Genomic DNA, 26576 nt, shown 5'->3' on the forward strand with positions numbered 1-26576 from the left:
ATCAGGCATCTGCTGCATAGCGACGTATAAATTACGCACATGGAGTATTTTGCATCAATCCAAAGAGCGGCTTTCAATCAGTAAGATCTAGATCGAAATGCTTATAAATAAAGAGGGCGTTATTCGGCCAGCTCGCGGCCTCCATAACCCCCACCAAAGTTCTTTACCCTCCCATGGCAGCGATCCGCTGCAACAAGGGCTCCCGATATCTGGACCATACCATGGAGGCCTCCCGGCCGATGGCATCCGAATGGCGTAACGTGCCCATTCCCCCATGCCGTCGATATGCCGTAAGCGATTCGTTCAGATATGGAAAACGGTGACCGTTCAGCAGAATACGCATCCATAGATCCAAATCATGCGTATAAGGCAACAGTTCATTAAACAAGCCCACTCCACTAAAGAGATCCTTGCGAATCATCACAGTACAGCCGTTCACCGGATTGCCGTATACGAAGAGGCGCAGCCAATCCGGTTCGGCCATCGGTTCTGCTCCCCCGTTTAACTTGGTCACCGCTGAGTGCTCATTAATGTAATTAAAGTTGGTATGTGAGATAAGCACATTCTCCCGTTGCATAAATTCAACCTGATGACGAATCTTATCCGGATATAAGAGGTCATCTGAACTCAGCCAGGCGATGTAGTCCCCGGAGGCATGACGGATGCCATGATTCAGAGCCGAAGCTGTGCCGCCATTACTTTTGCCAAGAACATAAATGTAGGGACGATAAGGCTTAAGCAGCTCTTCATACCGGGTAGATCCATCATTGACGATAATGATCTCCACATCGGTATATGTCTGGTTCAGTGCACTCTGGATCGCTTGAGGTACATAGGGATCATTGTAAAACGGAATGACAATGGACACGCTCGGATTCATGTAGTCGCCCTCCCCTGCTGAGTACGAACATCGCTCAGAATATCTCGAAGAGATTGGGTAAATGGAATCAGCGGCTGCCAGCCCAACTTGCGCAGTGCCGATAACTCCTCCTGATTTCTAGCCCCGTCCGGACCGGAAGAAGCTCCGTCCCAGCGTACCGGCACCTCCGCTTCGGTCATGGTTAGCAGCGTATCCGCAATTTCTCCGAGACTGCGCTCCGTGCCCGATACAACCGGATATACGTTTCCCGTTGTGCCTTGAACAAGCAAGGTTGCATAGGCCCGGACTGCGTCCCGCACATCTAGAAAATCACGGGTATTATCCCGGCCGGATAGACGAAAGGCCTCCGTCTTCCCCTGATGTTCACAAGCAACAATATGACGTGCCAGCAGCGAACATATGCCCGTTGAAGGGCCAGCCCCGATCAGATTTCCCGGCTCGGCCAGCATAATCTGCTGTCCAAACAGAGACATCCACGATAGAGATACCATTTCCTCTAATGCTTTGCTGAGACTATAGGGGTGCGGAGGCTGCGGTGGCCGACCGGGTTCGGGAGTATACTTTAATCGGGAACCCACAATAACGGTCCGTGCCGCCGGACAGCTTCTTAATGCATCCAGCAAATACAGAACAGCCATCACATTGGTTTCAAGCACCAGCAGCGGATCGGACCACGAATCAGGCACGGAATTTTTGCCTGCAAGATGCAGCACATAATCCGGTTTCACCTCTTCAATCAGATGACGGACTTGCTGTTTATCATTAAGATCACAGACATGTACAGCCACGCCATCGCCAAACGAATGTATACCTGCCCGCCTGACCACTGCTGCAACCGCCGCACCGACTGTCTTGAAATAAGCAACCGCATGCCGTCCAGTGAAGCCAGAAGCACCTGTGATCAGTACTTTTTTGCCTGTTAGCTCTGCTCCATCCATAATGCCAGCTCCTTCAGCATCGTAGAATAATCCGGAAGGTCTGTCTTCACATCCTCACGTGTGGAAACTAACGTGCGATCCTGCACAACGCTATCATCAGGTACAACAACAACATCCTGTTTATTCCATGTTTGTTTGAACAGCACAAGCAGATCATGCTTGCTTACAGGCACCGGATGAGCCAGATGAATTAGACCACTGACTGGCGATGCCAGATAATGATCTACCCATTTGGCCAGTTCAAGGGTAGTTACTCCATTCCAGAAGACGCGTGTATACCCGCCAACCTCACCTGTGCAGGACATGAACCAATGCATCAGACCAATGCCGCCTTTCCGAATTTCGGGTCCTATAATGGACGTACGGATCGTCAGATGCCCGGCATCATGGACTTCACCGAGTGCTTTCGTGATTGCATAGGCCGATGTTCCATCGGTAACATCATCCTCCCGGTACGCCCCCCGGTCCCCACTAAACACACAATCTGTACTGATGTGAATCAAACGTGCACCGATCGTGTCAGCGACCCGCCGCAAACGATGCGGCAGAAATCCATTAATATGATAAGCGGTAATTTTGTCTTCATCTGCAAAGCTGTTCAAAACACCCACCGCGTTAACGATGACATCCGGGTGCACCGCCTCCACCAGACGGTCGACCATAAAGCAATCATTTACATCCAGCAATAGACCGTTAGGATCAGACACATCCCGGGTAGTATAGAAGACGCTGTGAACGCCTTGACGGCGGAAATAGTCGACCAAAATATGGCCGGCCATTCCGTTTCCCCCAAGTATCATCAACTTCATGACAGAAATCCTCCACGTTTCAGAATGTCACGAATCTCCTGTTTGTTCATTAGCTGATGCTCGGAACTGAAGCTGCTGAAGGATACTGGAGGACAGTTCGTATAATGCTCCTTCAACCCCGGTATGCCGAGTGTAGGCAAAATCACCAAGTATTGCTCATCGTATACCACTGTGGTCATACTCTCGAATTCACTCATCAGAATCTCGTGAATCTTCTCGCCAGGCCGAGTGCCACGCTCCACAATGGAGACATTCTCTACACCCGAATCCTCAATCAGTACTTCTGCCAGGTCTACGATTTTGCACGTTGGCATCGTCATGACAAAAATCTCACCACCGACACTTTCCACCGAAGCTTTGAACAGCAATGTGATCGCATCTTTCAGCGTGAGAAAGAATCGAGTCATTTTCATATCCGTGATGGACACTTGACCTTTGGATCGAATCTGATTTTTGAATAAGTGTACAACACTGCCGTTTGTTCCAAGTACATTCCCACCACGTACGGTTACAAACCGCGTATTGCTATGAAGCAAATTGGCATATACGATCAACTTCTCACCAATCGCTTTCGTCATGCCATAGAAGTTGGATGGATTGGCAGCCTTGTCGGTTGAGATATATATGACCTTTTCCACCTGATTTTCAATCGCAGCCTCGATGACATTCTGTGTGCCGATCACATTGGTTTTGAGAGCTTCATACGGTTGATCTTCACACACCGGCACATGCTTGAGCGCTGCGAGATGAAATACATAATCCACATGCTGACATGCAACGGTTAAGGCATCCTTGTCTCGAATATCACCAATGCGAAAATGAAGACGCGGGTCCTCGAATTCACGACTCATTGCCACCTGGCTGGACTCATTCCGGGAGTAAACAATAATCTCCTTAGGCTGCTGGGGCAGCAGTTGAGCCACAAGTTCATAACCCCATGATCCCGTACCGCCAGTCACGAGTATACGCTTATTTTCAAACATGCAATTTCCCTCCAAGCAGAAATTTGACCACTTTACTGGATACATCGGTTGCTTTGTAGCCTTGTGGACAATCCCAGTCGTTTGACATTTCGATCATGACTTTCACACAGCCCGCAATACGCTCCGCATCCAAACCTGAGACCACGTTGCTGCCGCAATCCACCGTCTCCGGTCGCTCTGTCGTGCGACGCATGGTTACCGTAGGCACCCCCATGATGCAGCACTCCTCCTGTACGGTACCACTGTCCGTAAGTGCACAGCGTGCATGTCGTTCCAGCATCACGAAGTCGAAAAAACCGAATGGTTCGTGAAATTCCACCAGCGGGTGCATCTCCAGTTGCAGATGCTCGGCGATTCGAATAGCCGTTCGAGGGTGAATGCTGCATATGACTCGCATGGCATGTTCTTCAGCAACCCGGTTCAAGCCTTTCATGATTTCCAGCAAATGAGGAGGATGATCCACATTCTCCGCCCGATGGGCCGTTACCAAAAAATATTGCCCGGACTTCAGCTTCAATTTCTTCAGTATTTTGCTGGAATTCACCTGTGCGTCGTAGTGACGCATTACTTCATAGATCGGGTTGCCTGTCAGCACAATTCGGCGACTGGGCACCCCTTCATTAACCAGATGTTTCTTACTCTGTTCGGTGTACGGCATGTTAATCGTGGAAATGGCGTCGATAACCCTGCGATTTTTCTCTTCGGGCACATCCAGGTCAAAGCATCGATTGCCTGCTTCCATATGAATGACGGGTATGCCCATCCGTTCAGCCAGAACAGCACATAATGCACTGTTCGTATCACCGAGCAGCAGCACTTTATCCGGTTTCTCCTGATTTAATAAATCCTCCATTTGCGTAAACATCGAGGATAACTGTCGACCTAACGAGGCCGCTTCATCCTGAAGGACGTAGTCCGGCGCCCGCAAGCCCATTTCCTTGAAGAAAAGACCGCTGAGACTTTCCGTGAAGTTCTGTCCCGTGTGTACCAGAATATGTTTGGACGCGTACTGGTCCAGCTTGGAAATGATCAGACTGAGCCGTATAATTTCAGGTCGCGTACCCAGCACCGTCATGATCTTCATCGTAATCCCTGCCTTCATCGTCTATTGGATAATCTCCGGCGTGCCCGGCTTCGTTTGGTTTTGCCAGGCGTACGTTTGCGAACAATTGGTTGCCCCACGCGCACACGTTGTTTCTTCTTTTTGCTTGCCTTCAGCTTCCTTCCGCCTATTCCCGTTCCTCGTTGTTTCATTCGGTTACGAACCCTGCTGCGGTGGGTTGAATGCGGGGAACGACTTCGTCCCGTTCTGTGGCCTGAGCGATGTTCTGTTCCTTCATGAACAGGCTGACCTATGGCAAGCGGAGGCAAGGGCGAGATTGGCAGCGCCTGAATCACAGTCAATGGGAACAATCGTGCCCGAACCGAAGCCGGTTCCAGAATCAGCACGGTTCGCAAACGGCCCTCACCCCATGCGTACACAGGACCATTAGGAGGCTGAATGTACGGAAACCATCCAGGAAAACGCATCAACCACTGTGTCACCATCGTATGCAGCTTTGCCCTGTAGGTTTCAATGCCGTACAGCTTTTCCGCTTCTGTCCGATTACGCCAACCGGTGTCTGAGGCCAGTTCAGGATCATTCAGCAGGGTTGTTGCCAGAGTAGCAAGTGCCTGGGAATCCCCGGCCGGGGCCAAAAAAGCACCACTGCCTACCGATTCCAGCAATTCCTCGAGTCCGCCCTGGGCAAAAGCGATAACCGGTTTGGCGAAATAAAGCCCCTCCAGCGCAGTCATGCCGAATCCTTCTTTGACCATGCTCGGAATGATCACCATATCCATGGCCGTATAGGCCGGAGATACGTTTTCCTCAAACGGCGTAAAGGTAAATCTTCGATAATAACCGGATTTTTTCACCCGGGATACACATTCGTCATAGTACTTTTTGTCCGCTGATGTACCAATAATCCAGAAGCGACAGCGCGGATGGGTTTCACACAATTGCAGAGCCATATCTACAAAAGGTTTTAGACCTTTGGCATCATATATGAAGGAAGAGATGTAACCGATACAGATCTGCGATGGCTTGAAACCAATCTCTTTGCGTTTGCGTTCCCTCAAGTGCACCCATCGTTCGGGGTCCGGCAAGGCCGGGTCCCAGGTTGGGGAGATCACGGTCAACTTGGCACTCATGCCGGCTTGCTTGAAGGGTGCTGCTGCACTTTCGGATATGCCTATGATCCAGTCGGAGTAACGTCCAATCATCTGCACAGCTTCGTTGGTATGTTCATTCAACTGAATAATTTCGGTAATCTTCCAGATCACCGGAATTTGCAATGACTTCGCTGCTACGGCAGGCATTACATTAACACAGGTATTCGTCAACACCAGATCAGGTGCAGTCTCCCGGATGAGGGAGACCACGTCCTGATATGCCGGATTATGGCGAAGCTGTTCTGCATCTGTTGCAATCCCCCGGTAAGGTGTGTACACACCGTGAAGCATCGGCAGGAAGCATACTTTGACCTGAATATCGAACCTCCGTGCAAGTCCGGCAAGCTTTCCTTCCTGAGGAACCACGAGTACACAATCGAAGATGGAACCCATCTCTCTCATAAAATGAAGCAACAGCTTCTCCGCTCCCGTAATGCTGCGGGTGTTGCACACATGGGAAAACAACATGAGCTTGGGTTTAGTCGCCATGGCTGCACGGACCCTGAATACGAATATGCAGGGTTCTGTGCACACCTCCTTCCGGTCAGGATTAAGGGAATATAATGCTTAACATTTCGTTGATTCTTTTGCCATACGTGTGATCCTTTAATGTCCGTTCCAGCCCTCGAAGTGCAATCTCGCGGCGCTCTTTCTCATGAGTGAGATAGTATTCAACCTTATCCAGCAGCTCCTGAGGGGAAGAGTAGGTCTCGATTTCTACACCTGGTTTATAGAAACGTGCCAAGTCATCCCGTGCATCGGTCAATTGAAGGGTTGTAGAAGCGGCAATTTCAAATGTTCTTGGATTCGGGGAGGCTGGTAGAATTTTGACATGGTTGTTGTTAACGGAATCATCTTCGTGGGAGCGGTGCAGGTTGATGACAATTTTGGTGCCGTTATAGACATCGTTCGTTTCCTGCGGACTCATCCAGCGACCCAATTCGATCTTCTCACCGTAAGCAGCATAGTCGGGCAGGCGATCCCACCAGATACCATTAAATACGGTATTGTGTGACATCAGCTGTGCCATGATCGGATTGAAGAAGTACACCCGGTTCCAGTAGGCCGAACCGATAAAGCTGACGTCCCGGTGTAATGGAGAAGGTGTGGTGATCGGGAAGTAATGGTTAGTGAATGCAGCAAAGGGCAGGTAGTGAACAGAAGGGCAGCCGTTTTGTCGATACAATTCAACACAGTTCAGTTCCAATGTAAATACATGATCGAAATGGTGTACTCTTTCCAGTGTCATATCCGTATAGTACGGATCATCCGTGAGCCAAATTGCCGTCTGAATGCCTGCTTGGCGGATCGCATCCAGATGTTCCAGCGGAATATCCATGCCATCCAGCACAAGCACCAGGTCCGGGCGGGTTTGCAGTGCAATTTCGGATACAGGCTGACGCGGATCGGAAAGAGTTACCTGGGCAACCATGCCCTGCAATGTTGCCATGACGGCTTCGTCCAGTGGGGAATATGGGAATCCTTTACCCGAAGATACATAAAGTACGTGAAGCTGCCGGAAAGGCAAGGGTTCCTGTGCACAATTGACGATATAGTTGGCACGGCCGCGCAAATACCCTTCTTCCTTGCCCGCATCATATCCGGCATGCTGCCCGTTTTTGCGTGCTTGGTCAGCCAGACTGAGCACTGGTGCATGAAACTTTCTCGTTTTACGGTGTTTGAGAGACATACCGCCACTCCTTTTATTTTTGGGATAGGGTTCTCTAACTCTGCCTAAACGGTGCTGTCCTGCAGAAAGAGACTTACACGTGCTCCAGCAGCTGAGCGATACGACGGGTGAATGTATGCTGGTTCAACGTGGTGAGCAGCCCGCGCCAGGCTAGGGCTCGCCGCTCCTCTTCATGTTGCAGATAATATTTGATTTTGTGCTGAAGTTCAGCCGCGGTTGTAAAGGTCTCGATGTCATATCCAGGCCGGTAGTAGCGTGGCAGATCATGGCGTGCATCCGTAATCTGCATCGTGCCACAGGCGCTGATCTCATACGTCCGCGGATTAATGGAATGACCTTGGAGGTGATGCGTATTGCGATTGTCTTCCCCGTTCTCGCAAGTCCGGTGAACGTTAATCACGATTTTGGCGCCATTGTAATAATCGACTGTCGCTCCCGGATCAATCCAGCCATCGTGGATGAATCGGCCCAGAATGTCATAGCGTTTCAGACGGTTCCACTGGCTGCCAGCAATGAATACCTTTTTGTCCGCCAGAAAAGGAGCCAGCTCGTCGAACAGTGCAATTCGGTTCCAGAATCCGGTGCCGATAAAACAAATGTCATACTGATGCTGCGGTGCCGTACGCCTTGGTTGAAACATCCCCGGGTTCACTGCCAGCGGCATATAGATCACCCGACCCGCACCATGTGCAGTATAGAACGGCACGGCCGCTTCCTCATGTGTGAACACAACATCATAATGCTGGCAAATGCTTGTCGTATCTTCGGTAAAATACGGGTCATCCACAAACCATACTGCTGTTCGAATTCCCAGCCCTTTTATGCCATTCACCTGTTCCAGATGATCGGGAGGAAATACGTGTAGTCCATTCATAACCAGCACCAGATCGGGCCTATGCTGGCTGGCTTCCTGCAGCATGTTTGCCGGCGATCCGACAACACATTCACGAACAGATTGCTGCAAGGCTCCAATGACGCCTTCATCGATGGCATCGAATCCCTGCGGAATGTACAGCACCTTCATATTCCGCACGGTCGGCTCAAACAGCTGCACTCGCTCCATCATTGCCTGACAGCCGCCAAATCTGCGGCCTTCTGCATACCCGCCACGGTAAGCCGTCTCCGCTTCTGTAGGCGGTCGGTGTCGTCGTTTTGCCACATCCTTCACCCTGTCTTCCTTCAGGAGATATCACTTTCAGATTCTCCCCGTGATTGGTGTTCCCTCTAAAGGATATGCCCCGGGGTCAGATGCATCATGGACGGGTGTCCTGCAAGGCGCAAAATTGGCGTCTGCCCTCCACATCCGCCTGCACGGGCATGTCCGCTTTTGCGGTGATACAAATAACCCGGAGGGATCTTTCCCCCCGGGTTATCGTTGTACACTGGACATGCATCTATAGTCATCCGAAAATGTACACCTATTCTGCTATTGCGCTTTGTAAGCCAATTGATGTCCGTCCTCGAATCCCTTGGCGAAACCCGCGTTGAATCCCTCGTTGTACGCCTCGTTGTACCCCTGGCTGTAGGCGCTGTCCGGGTTCGGATCGGTAGGGGTAGCCGGGACGAACGGTTGTGCAGGCTTCAGACTCCGGTGCCGTCGTACCGCACGTTTCTTTTTTTTAAGCCACGCACTGCGTCCTTTGAGGGTACGTTTGTGCAGTACACGTTTGCCTTTGAGCGCACGCAGTTTACGGAGTTTACGCAGACGGGCCCCGCGAGCAAGCAGCGCTCTTTTGGTTCTCAGACGTATTTTTTTCTTCTTTAACATGTCAACATTCCTCCTGTATATTCCGGACTATGCGTATTGCATATCCAGGATCTTTGAGCCATGGCACACCAGGCTCCCCATGCTGGATTCGGGCCAATGGAATCCCCGTAACCATCCGTGACATCTCTTCTTGATAACGGCTCAGCAAACGAATGTTCTCAGCCAGACTGCGGGCGGATACTTCCGAGTGGGCAGACACGCTGGCCACACTGTCCAGAATGCGGGCGAGCGCCTGCTGACTGTGTGCAATGGACTCAATGAGGGACAGTTTCGCTTCCTGCTCACGCCGCAACAGACTCATTTTCCGAGATCCCCCATATCCATACCGCCAAACATGCCACCATCCATGCCGCCTTCTTCACCATCGTTCTGCACCATGATAGCCTTCAGGTTGTTGCATAATCCGGTTTCCATTCGGGTCAATCCTTCCAGTATTTCCACCAGCTGATCATGCATTTTGAGAGGCTCTGCCACCTGATCGCTATGCGTCAGAAAAGCCTCACCATTCAAATGATTTAACGCCCAGTTCCTTACCTTCTCGGCTTCAATCGCCTTGGCCTCCAAAATGAGGGCAATATTCCACTGCATCTTGGCGGCTGCATCCAGCATCAGTATGAGACTTTGTTCTCTGCTCATGTCCATTCACCCGCCTTCCGGGCTTATTCTTCCTCTTGACTCGCCATCTCCCGCATCACCTGGGTCAGCGTTTCGGCTACGGCTTCTTCCAGGTCTGCCAAGCCTCCCAAATAGGAGATGATGCTTTTGTTGATTTGTCCCGAGCTATCCAGCAGACCGTCAACGCCATCCAGCTCCGGTTCAATATCCGGCAAATGATTGATGATTTCAGACATGCGCACAGCGACTTGACGTTTGGCATCCAGTACACGCGCAACCTGCTGGTGAGAATGTGCAATATGTGTGAGTATTTCATCGATTTTGCTCTGCATGGTCCTCCTCCTTACCGTCACGGCCTGCTTCACCCATAGAAAAACCCGGCCTATCAGCATTTGCCTGCTACAGCATATGCCGGGCCGGGATCGTCAGTTACTCCAGCTTGCGCCTAATATCGTCAGATGACGTAACTCCAATCGGATGAGTAACGGCTGAGGAATTGGCGAGTACGTTCCTGTTTGGGCCGCACAAATACGTCCTCCGGTGTCCCTTCTTCCACTACGGAACCCCCATCCATGAATACAACTCGATTCGCCACCTCGCGGGCAAAACCCATTTCATGGGTGACAACAATCATGGTGATGCCTTCCTGGGCAATCGATCGAATGACCGACAGCACCTCACCTACAAGTTCTGGATCAAGCGCCGAGGTTGGTTCATCGAACAGAATGACCTCTGGATTCAGTGCCAGCGCCCGAGCAATGCCTACCCGCTGCTGCTGTCCACCTGACAGCATGCTGGGATACTCATTGATTTTGGCGGACAGACCTACTTGTTCAAGTACACGCAAGGCTCGTTCACGAGCATCGGCTTTGGACATTTTCTGGGCGATGATTAACCCTTCCGTTACGTTATCCAGCACTGTTTTATGTTTGAACAGGTTATAATGCTGGAACACCATCGCCGTTTTTCGCCGCAACTGCACAATGTCATGTTTACGGGCATACTTACAGTCTACGGTTAATCCGCTGATCTGTACCTTGCCCTCATCGGCACGTTCAAGAAAATTCACACAGCGCAGCAATGTCGTTTTGCCGGACCCGCTCGGTCCAAGAATAGCAACAACATCCCCCTGCTCCACAGTCAGATCAATACCTTTCAACACTTCCTGCTGACCAAAAGATTTGTGTATATTCGTCAGTGATATCATGACACTCCTCCTTTGCTGTACACGGCAACTCTGCGTTCCAGCAAAGCTGTAATCCGTTCGACAATCACCGTCAGACCCCAATAGATCAATGCGGCAGCAATGAAAGCCTCCAGAAATTTCAGACTAACCGAAGCCACCACGTCCGCTTTCCCGAGAATATCCATCTGTGATACGGTAAATGCAAGTGTTGATCCATGCAGGAAACCAACAAACATGCTGCACAGATTCGGCAGAACCGCACCCACCGCCTGCGGTAAAATAATGCGTCTCATTGCCTGGGAGGTACTCATGCCCACGGCATGTGCAGCTTCCATCTGCCCGGTATCCACTGCAAGAATACCGGAACGAATAATCTCCGACATATAAGATCCCGCAGTCAACGAGAAGGCAATGAGCACGAACACCAGAATCGGGATGGAAGAAGACTGAAAGGCCCAGCCGTACCTGGCAGCCAGCTTGTCGATGATCAACGGAATCCCGTAATAGATTAGAAACAAGTGCATCAGCATCGGTGTCCCCCGAAAAAACGAAACATAGAAATCAGCGATCCGGTAGACCCAGGGAACCTTATAGATTCGGATTAAAGCAGTAGCCAGACCAATGCCGAAGCCTGCGATCAACGGTACAATCGTAATGACGAGTGTCAGTGGCAATGCCTTTAGAATCTGGAAGAAAGAGGTGTAGATAAAGTTGAAATCAATAGACATGCGCTCACCCCGCTATTCGTTTCAGGCGTTCAGCTCTTACCGCTGGCCCGCGGACTTCCTTCTTACGTTCGTGACGCTGGAGTCTGCGTTCTGCGAGAGCAAACCCTTTTTCAAGTACAAGCACGATAACATAGTAGACAACCGACAGACTGATATACACTTCAAGAGCATGCGATGTAGCCGAGATCAGGGTTTGGCCCCTGCCCACCATGTCCATGACCCCAATCGAAAAAGCAAGTGACGTATCCTTTAACGAGCCAATCAACGTATTCGCCATATTCGGAAAAGCAACAATGAGTGCCTGCGGGACCACAATGCGCCGAAAAGACTGAAACGTGGTCAAGCCCGCAGCATAAGCTGCTTCCGTCTGGCCCTTGTCCACACTGCGCACAGCTCCGCGAAAGATTTCGGCAAAGGACGCTGCATCACTTAGCGCATAAGTCACGATGACGAATACCAGCGGATCGGTCCTGGATAGATCGACTCCTATTGGCTTGAGCAGTTCGGGTAATCCGTAATAGACCAGAAACAACTTGATGAGAATCGGTGTGCCCCGCATGAAAGAGACATACAGGGTAGCGAGCTGGCTCAGCACCGGAATCCGGTATAACCTCGGAACCGCCAGAAGCACACCGCCCACCAGACCGAGCACAATGGAACCACCCAGTACAATCAGTGTAATATGCAAATATCGCAGCAGTTCAGGGATGAAATCCAGAACCAATGACAGATCGAATGATTTACCCATAACTGTCGCTCACCTTTCTCAACGAACTATTCCTCAACCGTGTAATCGGCTCCCAGCCACTCTGTGCTCAATTTGCTCAATGTCCCATCTTCCTTGATTGATTTGAGCGCTTCATCCACTTTAGTTTTGAGCTCTTCCTCATCCTTGTTCAGAATGAAATACACTTTGGAGTTGGAGAGAGCTTCTCCGACAGTTTTCAACTGTGCATCCACCACTTTATTCTGATAATCGATGGCAAACTGCGTGCTGATGGTTGCATCCACCCGCCCTGTTTTGATCTGGGTATTCGTATCTTCCCCTGCTCCGGAATACACAATGTCAATGGCGTTACCGTTCGCTGCATTCCATTTCTCAGCCAGTACAGCCGCATTACTCGTCGCGCCAACAATCAGTTTTTTACCTTTCAGATCCTCGATGGATTTTACATCCTGGTTTTTCTCGCTTACAACGATTTTATTAGGAAAAATGTTATATGCCTCGTCATTAAAGAGGAACTTGGCCTGTCTCTCTTCATTCACTTCCATCTGGTGAGCGATCAGGTCTATTTTCTTCGTTTCAAGACTGAGCAGCAGATTTTTGAATTCCATTGTACTGAACTCAAATTCATATTCTGGCAATCGTTTATCAATCTCGCGGATCAGCTCTACATCGTAGCCCGTCAGCTTGCCATTCTCATCAATAAAGCAAACATTAGGGAATTGAGTGCCTGTACCCACAATGATCTTCTTTACTTTATCCTGACCGGACGCAGATGCGGAATTCGATTCATTCGATGCATTGCCTGAACTGCAACCCGCCAGTACCGCCAACATAGTAATGAACAGCAATGCTGTCCGAAATTTCTGAATCCCCCAGTGATTAACCATTCCCGATCTCCTCCACAGGCTGTCATTTCAGCCAATATGATGTGTACTCCCATTCCTCATTTTTGATTTAACTAACCATTCACACTTGTATAGTCGGAATTAGGTTGAACAAAGAATAGCACTGGATGTCATGCCCAGGCAATATATATGCTAATAGGACATCCTGATAACGTTATAGAACTTCTCTATGCTTCACCCGTTCCCTGATCCAAAAGTAAACCAAAAGAAGCGATCCTCCGACGGGGCTGGGGATCGCTTCTTCAATTATAGATCATATTAAATTCAATTACGCATCTATCTGCGACTAGCCCATTTAATTTTACGAGCTACTTCTATACGCTGCAGTTGCAACAGTCCGATTCGTTCTTCAAACTTCTTGCGTTCATCCGTTGAATGGGCCGCGTGAATCTGGTGGCAGAGACCTGTCAGTTTGCTGTTGATATAATCAAATCTCATCCATAATTCTTCTTCAGGTGTGCGCTGCTCCGCTTCCGGCTGAAATATTTTGAGCTGGTGGATAAGGGACTGCTGCCATTCCTGATCCTCGATTTGGATGGCAAAATGCAAAAGATCCAGATAGTCGTCGATTTGCAACGATATACCGAAATCAGATTTCGTATTCATTAGTCGTCTCTCCTTATTTCAGTTCTTGGCTGGAATCAGTTAGTTCTATTTTACAGGATAGAGCATGGTTTAGGCGAGTCCTGAAACGAGTAAAATTGGAAAAAGTTTTGTCATTTTGACATATAGAAGCTTTCGATGGACTTATAGACAGATCTGATTCGATAATTATATTCCAACCCTGAATTTCATGATAAAATAACACCAAAATATTTAAACCAACTTAACAGGTTGGAATAGTTAATTTTCATAGAAGGGATTGATCGATCATGACCGAACAATACCGATTGGCTACACTTGAAGATGCCGAACAATTGCAGGCTGTTACCGTTGATGCCTATGAGACAATTCGAGCCCTGAACATTCCTTTTCCAGCCGGACACGCTACACTGGAAGTCATCCAGAATAATATTGTACAGCATGAATGCTATATTCTTGAAAAAGGGGGAGAAATCATTGCCACGGTTACCCTTGATCGAGCCGAAGATGAACAGCGGAAAGCCATCAGCCCCTATCCTTTCATCCGCTGGTTCGCGGTAAGTCCGGCCCATAAAAGCCAGGGTTACGGCTCCAAACTACTGGATTGGGTAGAGCAACATATCATTCTGCAAAAGCTTGATGCTCCTGCCGTATTTCTGGCAACAGCGACTCGCCATCCCTGGCTTGCTCCCATGTATGAACGGCGGGGATATGAACCTTTTCATCATAAAACGGTACAGACACCTGAACGGCAGGAAGAGATTGTATTTATGATCAAAACGCTGGACCCTGCCCGTTATAAGACACCTTCTGTTCAAACAGGCTGAACAAAAATCGGCTGGATGAACGTAAACATACATGATATCCCATATATGCGGCCTGCGCAAATGAAAACCCGCTCCGAGGAAAGATTCCTTGAGCGGGTTTTTGAATGCTAATGCTAATGCTAATCCTTATCGCTTTCACTTTAAATAGCCCACATCATGCCTTTCCGTCGCGGGGCTGTCTGGTTAAGAGCAGCATGATAAACGAAATGATAATAATAGAGCCGGTCCACATCCAGGCCATCGTCTGATTGCCCGAATCCACAGCAACATAGATTGCAGTGGGTACGGTTTGCGTTTTGCCCGGAATATTACCTGCGATCATGAGCGTAGCCCCGAATTCCCCCAGTGCACGCGCGAAACCCAGGATGAATGCCGTCATCAACGCTCTCCCTGCAAGCGGAAGTGAGATATGACGAAATACCTGCCATTCATTCGCTCCGATGGAGCGGCCTGCATCTTCCAGATCCTTATCAATCCCGCTAAAACCGGATTTCATCGTCTGATATACCAATGGGAACGCAACCACCACCGAGGCAATCACAGCTGCCCACCAAGAGAAAATGACAGGTGCGGAGAAGATGGCTTCAATCCACCGTCCGAGCAGGCTCTTACGCCCCAGTAACACGAGCAATATAAATCCGACCACAGTCGGCGGAAGCACCAGTGGGAGCATAAATGCCGTTTCCAGAAAAATTTTGCCACGGAACGAGGTACGCGACATCTTCCAGGCCACAGCGATGCCAAACACTGCTGCGATCACACTGGACAACAGCGCAACTTGAAGGGAAAGACGAACCGGTGGCCAGAATACCGCCCAGTCTATTGCGCTCACATTCATTCCGGAATGGAGAACCCGTACTTGGCAAATACATCAAGCACTTCAGGCGTTTGCAAATACGTGTAGAATTGTTCTGCTTCTGTCCGGTGCTTCGTACCTTCAATAATCCCTACTGGATAATTGGCAGGTGTATAGCTTTTCTTGTCCACTTCAAATGCAATTTTCACCTGATCAGAAGTGAGCGCATCCGTTTTGTACACAAATCCCGCATCCGCATTGCTTGTTTCTACATATTGCAGAACCTGTCTGACATCCTTGCCTTGTACAAGCTTACCTTCCAACTGATCCCATAGTTTGGCATTGGTCAATGCTTCCTTAGCATAGGTTCCCGCAGGCACACTTTCCGGTATACCAATCGCTACGGTTTGGATGGAATCCGCCGTCAGATCCTTCTCGCTTGTTACGGTATCTGAACTGTCCGCTGGAATTATGGCTACCAATGAATTTTGCAGCAAATTCTTCTGATCACCGGAGGCAATCAGTTTCTCATCCACGAGCGCGTTCATATTTTTGGTCGCAGCCGATACAAAAACATCTGCTGGCGCGCCTTGTTCAATTTGCTGTTGCAATGCACCGGATGCACCAAAGTTGAAGTTAAGCTCCACATTGGGATTCGCAGCTTCAAAATTCGTTTCAATTTCCTTCATGGCATCCGTCAGACTGGCTGCCGCTGAGATCGTTAGCTCCACCTTTTCCTGAGGATCTGTTGCCCCGGACGTTGAACTCTCACCTGATGTCGCTGGTGTTGAACCGGTTTGTTCCATTGCTGTGGATGTATCTTTACTGTCCGTACTTGCACCGCAACCGGCTAATACAAGAGCCAGTCCAAGTGACATACTCCCCAACACATATCCAATACTCTTTTTCATCCACTTCTCCCCCGATGTTATGTTTAGTTATAACTAGATATAATTAATTATATTTCATTATACATAAGATCATTGAAATAGGAAGGTAGTCTTTGAAGCATTCGTTGAAGGGCAAGCCATCTATAGCTGAATTATGTTGGTCGAGTTTATCCCCTCTGGCTGTTAATGGTATAGTACAAGAGACGCCAGCGTTTATCTGGGACGATGAGCGTTGATGAACGAATATAGTTTAAAATCTGAATATATATGTTCAACTAACATTTACACCATAACGGAGAGGACAGAAATAATCTGAAGAAGCGAAGCTACAAGCTTTCTGAAAGAAAGCTACTTCGAAAGCATACACTTCGCCTACAAGCTTTCTGAAAGAAAGCTACTTCGAAAGCATACACTTCGCCTACAAGCTTTCTGAAAGAAAGCTACATCGGAAGCATACGCTATCCCCGGATTTCCCCTTTTGATAAAGGGATCAAAGAAATCTGGGGATAACAGCGATCGGAAGATTGTTCTGTCATTGGAGTGCCAGTGTAAATATCCATTAGTTGAGGTTATATAGTTATGATCTGTACCTTGAAGGAGGATCTTCACTGATGACGGAGGAGCAATCCTATACCACCGAAGAAATATCCAAGCTACTCAAAATATCTAAACTGACGGTCTACGATCTAATCAAAAAGGGAGACCTCGTCGCGTATCGCGTCGGTAAACAAATGCGAGTGGACGCCACCGATCTGGAAGCGTATAAACAGCGCTCCAAGCAGCTTCAATCGCCAGCGCACCGGGCCGCTGTGGATTCAGTTCTCCCCGCTGAATCTTATTCCGGGACGGAAAATGATCCGACGACTCCCCATGCCGTTCATTCCGCTGCAAATACTTCGCCTCTATCCAGAGAGACATTCGCAGCTCCAACCTCCATGGCGGGCAACCCTTCGGCAGCGCATTCGGCACGTCATCTGGTCATTACGGGACAAGATGTCAGCCTCGATATTCTCATGCGACATATGGAGAAGCAAACTCGGGATATTCGTCCGCTGCGTTCGTTCATGGGCAGTCTCGACGGCTTGATCTCCATGTACCGTGGGGAGTCCGATCTGGTCAGCACCCATCTGCTGGATGGAGATACAGGGGAGTATAATCTGCCCTACATTCGCAAAATCCTGATTGGCTGGTCGTATGTCGTCGTGAATCTGCTGACACGACCTGCTGGGCTGTACGTTCAACGTGGTAATCCGCGCGGCTTGCAGAACTGGACAGATCTGAAGCAGCCTGAGCTGCGATTGGCTAACCGGGAGAAAGGTTCGGGTGCACGTGTATTGCTGGATGAACAATTGCGTCTGCATGGTATCCCTGCTTCCCATCTGATTGGATATGACGTGGAAGAAACCAGTCATATGGGTGTAGCTGCCAAGGTCAGTTCCGGTGAAGCCGATGTAGGAATCGGCAGCGAGAAGGCTGCACGACTTGTCGGTCAGGTTGATTTTATTCCACTTGTTCAGGAACGTTATGATCTGGTAATGCTGAAGAAACAAGGGAACGAAGGGTGGATCGAATCGGTACTGCGCATTCTGCAATCTCCGGAATTCAGGCAGGAACTGCAATCATTTGAAGGGTATGATGTATCCCGAACGGGTGAAATTTTGTACGAAGTCTAGCGCAATGGTGCCTAAATCGCTCATAGAATCACAAAAAAACAGAAGAAACGCCGCTGAAGCTCTGACGGTGGTTCTTCTGTTTTTTCTTCATATTCATATTGTTAAGTGATATAAAATAAAATGAATTCCTTTGCCCTCACACGATCGTTATCTTGACTTGTCATATACGATACGTGCTACGGCATCATGCTGATGAATGGACTCTTCATTTTTGCAGTCTACCTTAAATTTATTTACCCAGTGCTTCTCATACAGATCTGCCGCCACCAGCCGGACGATGTCTTCCACAAATCGCGGGTTCTCATATGCACGTTCCGTGACCCGTTTCTCATCAGGCCTTTTGAGTATGGGATAAAGACAGCTGCTTCCATTGGATTCGGCCACATTCAGCAATTCTTCCTTCCAATAGCCCCCGCTCAAGTCTTCAACGAAGGAGCCCTGATCCTGATTCAGCACCAACAACCCGTCTTTTCGCAAAATGGAAAACAACATACCGCCCGCGGCATCACCCGGCAGACGAAAGATCGCAAGTGCCGGCGTCAACGCGCCAGTCAGGGCAGAAAGTACCCCCGTCTGCTCCAGCCACCGCGTTCAGATCCATCATGCCGTAGGCATTACTTGTGAACGAAGGGGTGATCAGACGCATTTCCTCCGGCCACGCCAGAAAAGTTGCCCCCACCTCACTGCGTTCCAGCACGGTAAAACGAGGCATTCCCAGATCCTGCAGGACAGAGGCCATGCCGATCCCGGCTGGCCCCCCTCCAACAATTACACAAACATAATCAAATACATCATGCATGCGTCTTACCAGCTTGACTTCGTGACGCCCGGAATTTGCCCTTGATGAGCCAGCTCACGGAATACAATCCGCGAAACCTTGAACTTGCGCAAATATCCTCTCGGGCGGCCTGTCAGTTCGCAGCGATTTTTCAATCGGGTCGGAGAAGCATTGCGCGGCAGTTTCTGCAGCGCTTCATAATCCCCTTTTTCTTTCAGTTCCCGGCGCAGCTCCGCATATTTCGCTACGATTGCCTGACGTTGTTTTTCACGTACCACTTTTGATTTTTTGGCCACGGTTTACAGCTCCTTTTATAAATTAGTTTTTATACGGCTTCAACTGGCCACGGCAGAGGATTGTCGAAAAGTCCCCAGTCGGCCTGCATTTCTTCATCACTGAGCAGACATTGGTCCAGTTCTTCTTCAATGATGGCGCGCTCCATTTCAATCCCGATCATGACCAGCTCGGTCTGACGGTCTCCCCACTGTGCATCCCACTTTTCCAGTACATCTGGCTCTGTACGCAAAATTTCTTCCTTGTCCGCATCCGGTAATGCCGCAACCCAATGCCCGGCAGGGCCAAACTGAATCGACGATCCCGCCTGACTCAGACTTGCAGCCAGATCCCCTTCAGCCGCGAGCCAGACCAGCCCTTTGGCACGCACCACTTCTTCCGGCCAGCAGCTCATGAATTCAGCCAGACGAGAAGGGTGGAATGGTTTTCGACGACGATACACGAAGGAGCCAATACCGTATTCCTCGGTCTCCGGTGTATGTGATTCCTTCTCCAGCTCCTGAATCCATCCGGCGGACATGCTTGCTTTCTCGAAGTCAAAGAGACCTGTATTCAAAATTCCAGACGGGTTGACCTGTCCGTTCAAAGTCCGAATGATTTTGGCATTAGGCTGAAGCTTGCGGATGACACCTTCAAGCTTGTTCAGCTCCACGTCATCGACCAGATCACATTTGTTCAGCAGCAGGACATCACATGTCTCAATCTGATCAATCAGCAGGTCCACAACATCACGGGTATCTTCCTCACCCGTGGCCTGGTTCCGATCCAGCAGGCTCTGCCCTGAGGCAAAATCATGCCAGAATCGATGGGCATCCACAACGGTTACCAGACAATCCAGCTTTGCCAGACTTGTCAGATCAATACCCGACTCCTCGTCGGCATATGTAAAGGTCTGCGCTACCGGCACAGGTTCACTAATGCCTGTGGATTCAATCAGGATATAATCAAACCTGCCTTCATTCACCAGCTTCTCAATCTCCTGCATCAGATCATCTCGCAAGGTGCAGCAGATGCAGCCATTGGACAGCTCCACCAGCTTTTCTTCGGTACGAGACAATGTCGCCTCACCCTTCACCAGAGCGGCATCAATGTTGACCTCACTCATGTCATTAACGATGACCGCGACCTTGAGCCCCTGTCGATTGTGCAGTACGTGATTAAGAACGGTGGTTTTACCTGAACCGAGGTAACCGCTAAGAACTGTTACCGGAACCTGCTTTTGTGTCATGTGTATCTACTCCTTATGGTTGTGGTCAATATGCTTTCGACCTTAATAGTAATTTTTACGATTAACAACAATGACTATAATCCTGTTGCACGCTGTTGTCAAATCATTTTTAATGTATAATCGAAAAAAACAGCCAAAAGAAGGCCTATGACCTGACTCCTGCAGCTTCGCATCATAATGATACAATTCCAGAAAAGTCAGTCCATACGCCTTTAATTTTTTTCTTATAGATGGGATACAATTACGTCATCACCACAGATTTAACCCTATTGCCTGCTTCCATCCGTTGCCTGAAAGCCACGACGAGAATCATGGCCGCAACGGATAGCAGCGTGCAGATCGTAAACATGGTTGAATACGAGCTTATTTGTACAATTAGCCCCATCGCAAGCCCGCCAAGAGAGAAGCCCAGATCATACGAGGACATGAAAATGCCCATCAGTACATATCGGGAATCGGCCGGCAGCACAAATGACAAATACGTGGTTAATGTCGGGTACAGCAAGGCCACGGCAAACCCACTGAACACCGCAGACAGGTATACCAACGGACCGATCGTCTCCGACAGAGCAAGCAGCTGGGTTCCCAGTGCCGCACATAACAGCAGCCCCGCCATCAGCCACGTATTCCAGCTGCCGTCGGAAGGGATTTTTTTACGCAGAATGAATCTGCACAAGATGACGACCAATCCCTGGATAGTTAAGAACACCCCCGCGCTCGCCTTCCCGGTCGATACCAAATACAGCGGAAGAAAGGTCGCCGTGGCTCCAAATACACATGAAGCAAACAGCATAACTACGCTGCTAATCAACAGTGGTGTGCTGCGCCAGATGCCGCCGAATGACCGCACCATATCCCCGAGCGTATACGATTTATTCTGTACCGTGCTTCGGGGCAAGTCCACGTTATAGCCGATCAGGATTGGAAGAGCCGCCAAACCGATCATTAGCATAGTAAACCAGATGTCGCTGGCATTTTCCCAGATCTGGATAGCGAGTATGGGAATGACCAGAGACGGGACCATCGTAAAAAGGGTATACATGGACAATCCCTGAGCCCGGTCCTTATCCTCCAGCTTTTCGACAATGCCCGCCTGCATCGTCATGGAAAAGAACGCCGTAGCTACACCTTGCAGCGCCCGCAGCCACAAATACGCCTCCACACCAAAACCAACAAACAGCAGCAGTGTTGCGGCATGCAAAATCAACAGCCACTGCTTCACACGCAGCGGGCCATAACGTCCCAGAAGCTGCGCTGCAAAAGGTCTTAGAAGCATACACGTAAACATGTATGCCCCCATCATCAGGCCAATCTCGGCCTGGTTCAATCCTGCGGCTTCACTCCGCAAAGGGAGAATAATCGTCAAAGCCGAATTGGCGGCAAAAAATAAAAAGGCCAACAGATAAAACCGGATAAATGAAAAGGATACCGGGTTTAGTTTGCCGTTCGCCGTTACAGAAGACCTCAAACCGTTACCCCACTTTCTTCTGGCAGTTAACCCACAGACATATCTGTGACGGGTTTTCTTCGTTGATAGGCAAAAGCAATCATTACCGCCCCTAGGATAGCACAAATCATGTACATATACGAATAGGAGGATAAATCAGCGACCGGTCCCATCAACACACCGCCCAGAGATACGCCCAAATCTGCTGTCGCAATGAATAAACCAATTAACACATTCCGATTCAGCTGCGGCAGTACAAAGGATAAATAGGTGGTTAACGTTGGATAGAGAATGGATTGAGCGATACCCATCAAGATGGCCCCCACATACAAAAGGACAGCTCCTCCTGTGATTGCCCAGCTTACACATAGTGCGGCTATTGCCAACAGCAGCATCGTTCCCATGATAAAAGGTGCGTGCCACCTGCCATCGGAGGGGATTTTTTTACGTAACAATATCCGGGTGAGCACCACAGTTCCTGCCTGAAGCATCAGATAGACACCCGCATTGCCGCTTGGCAATTGACTGGCGTACAGCGGAATAAAGGTCGTGATAGCACCAAACACAACGGAAGCACTTAGCATCAACACACTGCATCTAAACAAGAATGGATTTTGCACCAATTGACGAAAGGATTGAAGCATACTTACGCGCTGCTCCGATGGATTTTCAGCAGGATGCTGCTCCCTGCTCTTGTCCATTTTGGCGGTATATCCGAAGACGCCTGTGCAGATCGCAATACCGATCAGAACCACTGTAAAATAATCCATCCCGCCTGTCTGCCAAATCCCTAGCGCCAGGACAGGTCCCACAATGCCGGGAATATAACTGAACAACGAATAATAGGAAATGCCCTGGGAACGGTCTTTCTCCGGCAGGGCATCAATAATGCCAATCTGCAGCGCCATGGAAAAGAAAGCGGTTGATACCCCCTGTAAAATACGAGCGAGCAGATAGCCTCCAAGCCCTGTAAACGTGTATAAAATCAGGGCGAATCCATTGATAATCAGAATAAAACGAAGGACTTTAATAGGTCCGCACTTTTGAATGATATGACCTGCCCATGGCCTGAAAAACATGGTCGTGAACATATAGGCCCCCATAATCAGCCCGATGGTTGTACTGCTCGCACCCAGGGATTCACCCTGTAAAGGAATAATGACATTAAGAATTGCATTTGCACTAAAATACAGAAGAACCAGGATGTACAAACGCAGAAACGGCCATGACATCGCTCCACTCATCCCTGATCCTCCCCCCGAAACGTAATTAAATAGGTTAATAATCTCCTCGCATAATCGGACTGAACATGCTTCAGCTGCTCAATAGGCACCATTTCCTCAATCTGACCGTCCCTGAAAATAATAACTCTGTCGCAAATATAAGCTGCCGCCTGAATATCATGCGTAATGAACACATAGCTCATCTGATAAAATTGCTTTAATTCTTTTAACAATCGCAGCACCTGAATCTGCACAGACACGTCCAGAGAACTAATGGCTTCATCGAATACAATGCATCGGGGTTCAGTCGATATGGCTCTCGCAATACATACTCTCTGAGCCTCTCCACCGGATAGTTCATGCGGATATTTGAGCCTGTAGGACGAGTCTAATCCCACTTGATGCAATAACGTATCCACCTTGACTTGCTTATCCGCTTCCACTTTTTTTTGAGCTTTCAAAGGCTCCATGATGGCTTCCTCCACCGTAAGAAACGGATTAATGGAGGACGTATAATTTTGAAATACGGCACTGATGCTGCCCCTTCTCACTCGGCGATCATTCACGTTTTTCCCCTCAAATAAAATACGCCCGCGATCAGGCTTCTCGATGCCCAGGATCAAACGTCCCAACGTGGACTTGCCGCTCCCACTTTCGCCGATGATGCCGAGACATTCGCCATGCTGGCATTCAAATGAAACTTTTTTCAATATCTTCTGTCTTTGTTTGGAGAATAATCCGCCTTGTTTATAGGACTTTTCGATCCCATCCACCTTGAGCATCTGTATCCCCTCCCTGCATCAGTTTCCTGAAATGATTGCTCAGCTCCAGCCGGGTGGAAACCAAATATTGCGTATAGTCATGCTTCGGCTTCGTAAAAACAGAACGAATATGCCCACTTTCCACAATGGCACCGTCTTTCATGACGATCACTTCATCTGCAATCTTCTGGACCACACCGAGGTCATGGGATATAAACAGCATGGAACAACCCACTCGCTCGCGCAGTCGAATCAATTGTTCAACCACTTCATATTGAGAGATCGTATCCAGCGCCGTTGTCGGTTCATCCGCAATGATCAGATCCGGCTCCAGCACAAGTGCCAATGCAATCATAATGCGCTGCAACATGCCCCCGGATAGCTGATGTGGATATTGATTCAGGATTTCCTGCGGATTCTTTAACATGACACTTTCCATGGCGCTCATGATCTTCCGTTCGCTTTCTTTGTTGCTCCAGTCAAAATGCGTCTGTAGCGTCTCCCGGATATGGACACCGATTACACAAGAAGGGTCAAACGCACTCATGCCATTTTGCAGAATCATACACAGGTTTTTGCCTCTTCTTCGTCTCATCTCTTGTTCAGAAAGCCGGCCCATGTCCTCGTCTTTGAAGAGAATCGTTCCGGATTGGCGAATCCAGGGTTTATTCAAACGCATAATGGACCTGCATGTGACGGACTTGCCACTTCCGCTTTCTCCGACAATCGCCAGACAGCTTCCTTGTTTGACCTGAAATGAACTGTTATGAATAATGACCTTGTCCGTATGGGCGTCCCAGATCTTCAAATGTTTAACCTCTACGATATTCATAAACGGCTTTTCCCACCTCTTTTTTACGAAGCTTACCTTGGGAAGTCATTAATTTGGGGTCCAACGCGACCTGAAGTGCATCCGATAAAAAATTAAAGGCCGACACCACAATCACAATGGCTAGTCCAGGTGCCAGCATTAACTCCGGTCTGGAGAACATGACTTCCCTTGTCTCATTCAACATCATCCCCCATTCGGCATGAGGGGCCTGAATTCCCAAACCCAGAAAAGAAAGTCCCGAGATCTGCAGCATCATCGAACACATGGAACCACTGGCAATCACCGCAATATCGGCAAATGTTACCGGAACGATATGCTTGGTTATAATTCTGAAGCTGCCAATGCCAGAGGCTTTGGCGAATTTCACATACTCCATCTCGGAGAACTGCATCACGGATGTGCGAATAACGCGGGCAAACCACGCCCATTTCATGACTACAAACGCGATCAGAATATGTTCAAGTCCCGCACCCAAAATACCGACCACCGCCAGTGTCATGACGTATCCCGGGAAAGACAGCATGACATCACAAAGTCTCATGATCCAGGCATCTGTCTTCCCCTTGAAGTACCCCGCGATAAATCCGACAACAGCTCCGACCAGAACAGATATCATCAGGGCAACCAAAACCCCTAGCACACTGGGACGAATACCATAAATGAGTCTGGATAACACACATCTGCCCAAGTGATCATTTCCTAGCCAATAACTCCAGGAGGAGGAAGCATATCGAAGCTTCATATTCACTTCCTCCGGGTCATGGGGTGCACACAACGGGGCAAATACGCCCACAGCAATAATGATCACAATAACAGCGAGCGATGTCATCGCAAGCTTGTCTTTGCTCAAATTTCTTAATAATCGCATTAGAGATCCTTTCTTAATCGGGGATTCATCGCCGCATTGATCACGTCAGAAATCGTATTAAACAGCACAAAGGTTACGGCCAAAATAAGAACATACGCCTGAATCATCGGGAAATCCCGATTGAGGATGGACCGCACGCTCAACCTCCCAAGTCCCGGCCAGGCGAACACATTTTCAATCACAACGGTACTGCCGAGCACGATGGGGATCGCCATGCAAAATATGGATACCGCCACTTGCAGCGAATTTCGCAAAATATGCAGGGTCACCTTCCGCTCAGTTAAGCCGCTTGCCCTTCCATAGAGCACGTAATCCTCATTCATGTTGCTTAACATGGAACTCCGGACCGTTCTAAAATAAATGCCTGTATAACTCACCGTGATTACAATCACCGGCAAAATGTAGCTTTTCAACGAATCCATTCCGCTCGTAGGCAGCAAGTCCAGCTTGACGGAAAAAGTCGAGATCATGATGGCTGCGAGCCAGTAAGATGGCATGGCGGTCAGGACAAACGAGAGGCCTCTCACCGATTTATCAACGGCTTTCCCTTCTCTCATGGCACAGATCACACCCAACAGAATGGAGAATCCAATAATGAACACCGATGATACCAGCGTTAATTTTAATGTGTTCAGGAATGCAGGACCAATCAGGGACAACACCGGTTCACCGGATACATACGAGCTGCCAAAATCCAACTGCATACAGGCCATCAACCAATTTACATACTGAATAACGAACGGTTTATCGAACCCCAATGCTTCATTCGTTTGGGCGATTAATTCATCCGTGATCTGAGGAACCTCCTGTGCCTGTAATACAACTACGGCGGGGTCCAGGGGCGAAAGATTAATGAGTACAAACGTTATCAATGAAATGATGAACAGCAAGGGTATGGCGAGCAATATCCGTTTGACTATATAACTTCCCATAT

At 49.0% G+C, this 26576-nt stretch carries 31 protein-coding genes and 1 pseudogene; 2 read left to right on the plus strand and 30 right to left on the minus strand.

Annotated elements, in window-relative coordinates:
- Positions 1-163: 163 nt before the first annotated feature.
- From MKY42_RS26585 to MKY42_RS26670, 18 genes are all read right to left on the minus strand, one after another.
- Positions 164-880, minus strand: coding sequence for a glycosyltransferase (locus MKY42_RS26585; protein ID WP_090904439.1), 717 nt, complete (start codon positions 878-880; stop codon positions 164-166).
- Entirely contained in the window at positions 877-1818 is a 942-nt protein-coding gene (locus tag MKY42_RS26590; protein WP_090904440.1) for an NAD(P)-dependent oxidoreductase, read from the minus strand. Before MKY42_RS26590 ends, MKY42_RS26585 begins: the two co-directional genes overlap by 4 nt.
- The gene (locus MKY42_RS26595) at positions 1800-2627 is read right to left on the minus strand and encodes an SDR family oxidoreductase (RefSeq protein WP_090904441.1); all 828 of its coding nucleotides are present in this window, start codon (positions 2625-2627) and stop codon (positions 1800-1802) included. The genes MKY42_RS26590 and MKY42_RS26595 overlap by 19 nt, the downstream gene beginning before the upstream one ends.
- Positions 2624-3610 carry a polysaccharide biosynthesis protein gene (locus MKY42_RS26600; protein WP_090904442.1) on the minus strand — a complete coding sequence of 329 codons (987 nt, stop codon included), beginning with the start codon at positions 3608-3610 and terminating at the stop codon, positions 2624-2626. Before MKY42_RS26600 ends, MKY42_RS26595 begins: the two co-directional genes overlap by 4 nt.
- Positions 3603-4694, minus strand: a complete 1092-nt coding sequence (gene wecB / locus MKY42_RS26605; protein ID WP_339853109.1) for a UDP-N-acetylglucosamine 2-epimerase (non-hydrolyzing) — start codon at positions 4692-4694, stop codon at positions 3603-3605. Before wecB ends, MKY42_RS26600 begins: the two co-directional genes overlap by 8 nt.
- 14 nt (positions 4695-4708) lie before the next feature.
- Positions 4709-6313 carry a glycosyltransferase family 4 protein gene (locus MKY42_RS26610; protein WP_090904443.1) on the minus strand — a complete coding sequence of 535 codons (1605 nt, stop codon included), beginning with the start codon at positions 6311-6313 and terminating at the stop codon, positions 4709-4711.
- 61 nt (positions 6314-6374) lie between these two features.
- Positions 6375-7514, minus strand: coding sequence for a glycosyltransferase (locus tag MKY42_RS26615; protein WP_339845993.1), 1140 nt, complete (start codon positions 7512-7514; stop codon positions 6375-6377).
- A gap of 73 nt (positions 7515-7587) precedes the next feature.
- A complete protein-coding gene (locus MKY42_RS26620) occupies positions 7588-8682 on the minus strand; it encodes a glycosyltransferase (protein ID WP_256222475.1) in 1095 nt (364 codons plus the stop codon).
- A gap of 56 nt (positions 8683-8738) precedes the next feature.
- Positions 8739-8918, minus strand: a complete 180-nt coding sequence (locus tag MKY42_RS26625; protein ID WP_143067090.1) for a hypothetical protein — start codon at positions 8916-8918, stop codon at positions 8739-8741.
- A gap of 22 nt (positions 8919-8940) precedes the next feature.
- Complete coding sequence (locus tag MKY42_RS26630) at positions 8941-9282, minus strand: hypothetical protein (protein ID WP_090904444.1); 342 nt, start codon at positions 9280-9282, stop codon at positions 8941-8943.
- A gap of 1 nt (position 9283) precedes the next feature.
- Positions 9284-9583, minus strand: coding sequence for a hypothetical protein (locus MKY42_RS26635; RefSeq protein ID WP_090904445.1), 300 nt, complete (start codon positions 9581-9583; stop codon positions 9284-9286).
- Complete coding sequence (locus MKY42_RS26640) at positions 9580-9918, minus strand: restriction endonuclease subunit S (RefSeq protein ID WP_090904578.1); 339 nt, start codon at positions 9916-9918, stop codon at positions 9580-9582. Before MKY42_RS26640 ends, MKY42_RS26635 begins: the two co-directional genes overlap by 4 nt.
- A 23-nt stretch (positions 9919-9941) precedes the next feature.
- Positions 9942-10229 (minus strand): nucleoside-diphosphate sugar epimerase, encoded by a 288-nt coding sequence (locus tag MKY42_RS26645; protein ID WP_090904446.1) that lies wholly within the window; start codon positions 10227-10229, stop codon positions 9942-9944.
- 122 nt (positions 10230-10351) lie between these two features.
- Complete coding sequence (locus MKY42_RS26650) at positions 10352-11104, minus strand: amino acid ABC transporter ATP-binding protein (RefSeq protein WP_090904447.1); 753 nt, start codon at positions 11102-11104, stop codon at positions 10352-10354.
- Positions 11101-11811, minus strand: a complete 711-nt coding sequence (locus MKY42_RS26655) for an amino acid ABC transporter permease (RefSeq protein ID WP_090904448.1) — start codon at positions 11809-11811, stop codon at positions 11101-11103. Before MKY42_RS26655 ends, MKY42_RS26650 begins: the two co-directional genes overlap by 4 nt.
- 4 nt (positions 11812-11815) lie before the next feature.
- Positions 11816-12559 carry an amino acid ABC transporter permease gene (locus MKY42_RS26660; protein ID WP_090904449.1) on the minus strand — a complete coding sequence of 248 codons (744 nt, stop codon included), beginning with the start codon at positions 12557-12559 and terminating at the stop codon, positions 11816-11818.
- A 26-nt stretch (positions 12560-12585) separates the two neighbouring features.
- Complete coding sequence (locus MKY42_RS26665; RefSeq protein WP_090904450.1) at positions 12586-13425, minus strand: transporter substrate-binding domain-containing protein; 840 nt, start codon at positions 13423-13425, stop codon at positions 12586-12588.
- Between the two features lie 294 nt (positions 13426-13719).
- Complete coding sequence (locus MKY42_RS26670) at positions 13720-14049, minus strand: hypothetical protein (protein WP_090904451.1); 330 nt, start codon at positions 14047-14049, stop codon at positions 13720-13722.
- Between the two features lie 266 nt (positions 14050-14315).
- Here MKY42_RS26670 and MKY42_RS26675 point away from each other — a divergent pair, with 266 nt between their 5' ends.
- Complete coding sequence (locus MKY42_RS26675; protein ID WP_090904452.1) at positions 14316-14852, plus strand: GNAT family N-acetyltransferase; 537 nt, start codon at positions 14316-14318, stop codon at positions 14850-14852.
- Positions 14853-15006: 154 nt separating this feature from the next.
- Here the strand turns inward: MKY42_RS26675 and modB are convergent, their stop codons facing one another.
- Both modB and modA read right to left on the minus strand, forming a co-directional pair.
- Positions 15007-15690, minus strand: coding sequence for a molybdate ABC transporter permease subunit (gene modB / locus MKY42_RS26680; RefSeq protein WP_090904453.1), 684 nt, complete (start codon positions 15688-15690; stop codon positions 15007-15009).
- Positions 15687-16559, minus strand: coding sequence for a molybdate ABC transporter substrate-binding protein (modA, locus tag MKY42_RS26685; protein WP_339846006.1), 873 nt, complete (start codon positions 16557-16559; stop codon positions 15687-15689). Before modA ends, modB begins: the two co-directional genes overlap by 4 nt.
- Before the next feature lie 590 nt (positions 16560-17149).
- Between modA and MKY42_RS26690 the strand changes: the two genes are divergently transcribed.
- Positions 17150-18211, plus strand: a complete 1062-nt coding sequence (locus tag MKY42_RS26690; RefSeq protein ID WP_090904455.1) for a helix-turn-helix transcriptional regulator — start codon at positions 17150-17152, stop codon at positions 18209-18211.
- Between the two features lie 147 nt (positions 18212-18358).
- Here MKY42_RS26690 and MKY42_RS26695 read toward each other — a convergent pair.
- From MKY42_RS26695 to opp1B, 10 genes and pseudogenes are all read right to left on the minus strand, one after another.
- Positions 18359-18616, minus strand: a pseudogene (locus MKY42_RS26695) (GTP cyclohydrolase, FolE2/MptA family); the annotation flags it as partial.
- A 100-nt stretch (positions 18617-18716) separates the two neighbouring features.
- Complete coding sequence (locus MKY42_RS26700) at positions 18717-19010, minus strand: NAD(P)-binding domain-containing protein (protein ID WP_090904458.1); 294 nt, start codon at positions 19008-19010, stop codon at positions 18717-18719.
- 5 nt (positions 19011-19015) lie between these two features.
- Positions 19016-19285 (minus strand): 30S ribosomal protein S14, encoded by a 270-nt coding sequence (rpsN, locus tag MKY42_RS26705; RefSeq protein WP_090904459.1) that lies wholly within the window; start codon positions 19283-19285, stop codon positions 19016-19018.
- Between the two features lie 29 nt (positions 19286-19314).
- Entirely contained in the window at positions 19315-20511 is a 1197-nt protein-coding gene (locus MKY42_RS26710; RefSeq protein ID WP_090904460.1) for a GTP-binding protein, read from the minus strand.
- A 241-nt stretch (positions 20512-20752) separates the two neighbouring features.
- The gene (locus MKY42_RS26715) at positions 20753-21979 is read right to left on the minus strand and encodes an MFS transporter (RefSeq protein WP_339846012.1); all 1227 of its coding nucleotides are present in this window, start codon (positions 21977-21979) and stop codon (positions 20753-20755) included.
- A 26-nt stretch (positions 21980-22005) separates the two neighbouring features.
- On the minus strand, positions 22006-23202 hold the full coding sequence (locus MKY42_RS26720) for an MFS transporter (protein WP_339846014.1): 1197 nt from the start codon (positions 23200-23202) through the stop codon (positions 22006-22008).
- On the minus strand, positions 23199-23963 hold the full coding sequence (locus MKY42_RS26725) for an ABC transporter ATP-binding protein (RefSeq protein WP_339846016.1): 765 nt from the start codon (positions 23961-23963) through the stop codon (positions 23199-23201). The genes MKY42_RS26720 and MKY42_RS26725 overlap by 4 nt, the downstream gene beginning before the upstream one ends.
- Positions 23929-24774 (minus strand): ABC transporter ATP-binding protein, encoded by an 846-nt coding sequence (locus tag MKY42_RS26730; RefSeq protein ID WP_339846018.1) that lies wholly within the window; start codon positions 24772-24774, stop codon positions 23929-23931. The genes MKY42_RS26725 and MKY42_RS26730 overlap by 35 nt, the downstream gene beginning before the upstream one ends.
- Positions 24755-25642 carry a nickel/cobalt ABC transporter permease gene (opp1C, locus tag MKY42_RS26735; RefSeq protein ID WP_339846020.1) on the minus strand — a complete coding sequence of 296 codons (888 nt, stop codon included), beginning with the start codon at positions 25640-25642 and terminating at the stop codon, positions 24755-24757. The genes MKY42_RS26730 and opp1C overlap by 20 nt, the downstream gene beginning before the upstream one ends.
- Positions 25642-26574 carry a nickel/cobalt ABC transporter permease gene (gene opp1B, locus MKY42_RS26740; RefSeq protein ID WP_339846022.1) on the minus strand — a complete coding sequence of 311 codons (933 nt, stop codon included), beginning with the start codon at positions 26572-26574 and terminating at the stop codon, positions 25642-25644. The genes opp1C and opp1B overlap by 1 nt, the downstream gene beginning before the upstream one ends.
- Between the last annotated feature and the right edge of the window lie 2 nt (positions 26575-26576).

The organism is Paenibacillus sp. FSL W7-1088, from assembly GCF_037969855.1.
Lineage (GTDB): Bacteria > Bacillota > Bacilli > Paenibacillales > Paenibacillaceae > Paenibacillus.